4 protein-coding genes are annotated in these 3,530 nt (G+C 70.4%); all 4 read right to left on the bottom strand.

The features are described from left to right. Positions 1 to 631 (bottom strand): DUF4191 domain-containing protein (locus AB0K09_RS31515; RefSeq protein WP_366068814.1); only part of this gene is annotated, 631 nt, incomplete at its 3' end. 10 nt (positions 632 to 641) lie between these two features. Then, positions 642 to 899, bottom strand: coding sequence for a hypothetical protein (locus AB0K09_RS31510; RefSeq protein ID WP_366068813.1), 258 nt, complete (start codon positions 897 to 899; stop codon positions 642 to 644). Positions 900 to 1,114: 215 nt separating this feature from the next. Beyond that, positions 1,115 to 2,068, bottom strand: coding sequence for a lipoyl synthase (gene lipA, locus AB0K09_RS31505; RefSeq protein WP_366068812.1), 954 nt, complete (start codon positions 2,066 to 2,068; stop codon positions 1,115 to 1,117). 112 nt (positions 2,069 to 2,180) lie between these two features. After that, positions 2,181 to 3,110: a lipoyl(octanoyl) transferase LipB gene (gene lipB / locus AB0K09_RS31500; protein WP_366068811.1), complete on the bottom strand. Its 930-nt coding sequence runs from the start codon at positions 3,108 to 3,110 to the stop codon at positions 2,181 to 2,183. Positions 3,111 to 3,530 lie beyond the last annotated feature (420 nt).

Genomic DNA, 3,530 nt, shown 5'->3' with positions numbered 1-3,530 from the left:
GCATGTTGCTCATGAGGTCGCCCAGCGCCCGCAGCCGGTCGTTCGTCTTCGTGACCTGCTCGCCCTGGAGCACCCGGGGCAGCTTGAGCACCGTGGTGTGCAGCTTGGTCAGCGGGACCTGGCCCTCGCCGTCACCGACGACGATGTCGTGCACCGGGACGTCCGGGACGATCCGCGCCATGCGCTTCTTCTCGCCCGCGAGCAGCGCCTTCAACCGGTTGGGGTTGCCCTCGCCGACCAGGACGATGCCGGCCTTGCCGACGGCCCGGTGGACGACGTCCTGGTTGCGGTTCATCGCCACCGCGGGCGTCGTGGTCCAGCCGCCGCGCCTGATGTTCTCCAGGACCGCCGCGGCCGCTCCCGGCTTGCCCTCCATCGACCCGAAGGCGGCCCGCTCGGCACGCTTGCCGAAGACGATCGCCATCGCCAGGAACGCCAGCAGGATGCCCAGGATGCCCAGGTAGACCGGGTGGTCGATCCAGAAGCCGATGGCAAGGAGTACACCGAAGGTGACAATGCCCACAGCTGCGACGACGAGACCGGCCTTGGGGTCGGCCTTCTGGGTCATCTTGTAGGTCAGGGCGATCTGCTTCAGTCGCCCGGGGTTCTCGGATGTTTCCTTCCTCGCCATACGGCGAAGTTTACGTGGCCCGCGGGCCCGGGGCCGCCACAGCCTCCAGCAGGTGCTGCGCCTCCCGCCGGTCCTTGGCCCGGCGGCGGTCCTCCAGCACGGCCGTCCAGGCGTTGCGCCGGGCGGTGCGCTGGCCACCGCGCATCAGCAGCCCCTCCAGGGCGCGCAGGGCCCCGGTCACGGACGGGGGCCGGGCGGTGAGCGTCGCGGGCAGGGCGGAGGTGGCGCGTGAGGCTGTCGCCGTTGCGGTGCCGGGCGCGACCTGCATGTCGATGTCCCCTCGGAAACGAAGAAAACGAAGAAAGCGAAGAAAACGGCCATGGCGTGGAGGGTGGCTACTGCTGTGCGTGCCTACATCGTCACCGAATGGTGTTACCAATGGATGACCTGTTGGTCAAACACCTATGAAACGTTGACGCGGCCCGTACCTTCCCCCGCGGGGGAAGGTACGGGCCGCGTCGGCACGCTCGGGTATTCGGGGGCTCAGGCGGTCTGGGCCGCGCGCCGCTCCATCGCCTGCTGGTACAGGCGGCCGGCCCGGTACGACGAGCGGACCAGCGGGCCGGACATGACGCCGGCGAAGCCGATCTCCTCGGCCTCCTCCTTGAGCTCCACGAACTCCTGGGGCTTCACCCAGCGCTCCACCGGGTGGTGGCGCACGCTCGGGCGCAGGTACTGGGTGATGGTGATCAGCTCGCAGCCCGCGTCGTGCAGGTGCTGGAGGGCCTCGCTGATCTCCTCGCGGGTCTCGCCCATGCCCAGGATCAGGTTCGACTTGGTCACCAGGCCGTACGCACGGGCCCGGGTGATGACGTCGAGGGAGCGCTCGTAGCGGAAGCCCGGGCGGATCCGCTTGAAGATGCGCGGCACGGTCTCGACGTTGTGCGCGAAGACCTCGGGGCGGGCGGCGAAGACCTCCTCCAGCAGCGCGGGGACCGCGTTGAAGTCGGGGGCCAGCAGCTCGACCTTGGTGTGGCCGCCCTCGCGGCCGGCGGTCTGGGCGTGGATCTGGCGCACGGTCTCGGCGTAGAGCCAGGCGCCGCCGTCCTCCAGGTCGTCGCGGGCGACGCCGGTGATGGTGGCGTAGTTCAGGTCCATCGCGACGACGGACTCGCCGACGCGGCGCGGCTCGTCGCGGTCGAGCGCCTGCGGCTTGCCGGTGTCGATCTGGCAGAAGTCACAGCGCCGGGTGCACTGGTCGCCGCCGATGAGGAACGTGGCCTCGCGGTCCTCCCAGCACTCGTAGATGTTGGGACAGCCCGCCTCCTGGCACACCGTGTGCAGGCCCTCGCGCTTCACCAGGCCGTGGAGTTCCTTGTACTCGGGGCCCATCTTGGCGCGGGTCTTGATCCACTCGGGCTTCCGCTCGATGGGGGTCTGGGCGTTCCGGACCTCCAAGCGCAGCATCTTGCGTCCGTCGGGTGCGACAGCGGACACGTCCGGCTCCCTATGACTTCGATTCCTCGGCGAACACCAGGGTACGCCCGTTATTTCCTACGCTCGTACTCGTACGCCCGGGGCAACCGATGGAGCCCGGGGCGCATTCCCGCTAGCTCGCCGGTATCTCGACGGGCCGGGGGAGGGGCTGCTCGGACTCCAGGACCTCGCGCAGGTGCCGCTCCACGACCGGCACGACCTCCGCCACCGTCACCCGGCGGCCGAGCTCCTCGGAGAGCGACGTGACGCCCGCGTCCCGGATGCCGCACGGGACGATGCGGTCGAACCAGGTGTTGTCGGGATCACAGTTCAGCGCGAAGCCGTGCATGGTGACGCCCTTGGCGATGCGGATGCCGATCGCCGCCAGCTTGCGGTCCTCGCGGCGCTGGCCGGCGTTGGACGGGGCGTACTCGGGGCCGTTCAGCCGGGGGTCGAACTCCTCGTCCGTGAGACGGGGGTCGAAGTCCAGGCTGAGACCGCCGATCGCCGGGCGCTCTCCCCCTTCGTCGGTCGCGCTCCGCCTCGATTCCGCTCCGGCCGAGTGTCCTTCCCCCGTTCCTCGGTCAGGACCCTCAGCCTGCGCTGCATCTCGGCTGCGCCGCTTCACGGGGTCGCCCAGCACCCACACGCCGCTGCGGCCCTCCACCCGGGTGGTCTCCAGGCCGAACTCCGCGCAGGTGCGGATCAGGGCCTCCTCCAGGCGGCGGACGTGCGCGATCACGTCCACCGGGCGCGGCAGCTTCAGGATCGGGTAGCCGACGAGCTGGCCCGGGCCGTGCCAGGTGATCTTGCCGCCGCGGTCGACGTCGACCACCGGGGTGCCGTCCAGGGGGCGCTCGCTGTCGAGCGTGCGCCGGCCGGCCGTGTAGACCGCAGGGTGCTCCAGGAGCAGGCAGGTGTCGCCGATCTCGTCCGCGAAGCGGGCCGCGTGCACGCGGCGCTGCTCCTGCCACGCCTCCTGGTACTCGACGGCGTCCGCGCCGAACCCCAGGTGGACGAAGCGCAGCTCGCCCTCGACCGCGCCTGGCCGGTGATCACCCATGGCCGCTCCTCGTGTATCGCACAGCTTCTTCGCGTCCCAGCCAACTGTACGGCGGCGCTCGGACAAGCTCGCAGGGGGCCGCCCGGCACCGCCGGGAGGGCCGTCGCCGCCGGTCGGTGGGCTCCCGGGAGCCCTGCGGGCCTATTTGATCTGTCCTCACACGATCGGATGAATGCGGGGCGAAGGTGGCGATCGGGGCGTTGGTTATCGCTAAGTTCGCGCCGTTCCAGAACGAGATCAGGGAGACCGGCAGGCTGATGACGGAACGACCCCCACAGCGCATTCCCAACCGTCAGCTCGCAGCCCTCATCGCGGAGGCCGGCTTTCACCGACGGCGTCACCGAGCGCCGCGAGGGCGCGCGCATGCTGGGCGACGACGGCCTGACGGACGTACTCGCCGGATGCACGGGCCTGACGGCG

The sequence above is a fragment of the Streptomyces sp. NPDC049577 genome, from assembly GCF_040675635.1.
Taxonomy (GTDB): Bacteria; Actinomycetota; Actinomycetes; order Streptomycetales; family Streptomycetaceae; genus Streptomyces.
This window is presented reverse-complemented; position numbering and strand designations above follow the sequence as displayed.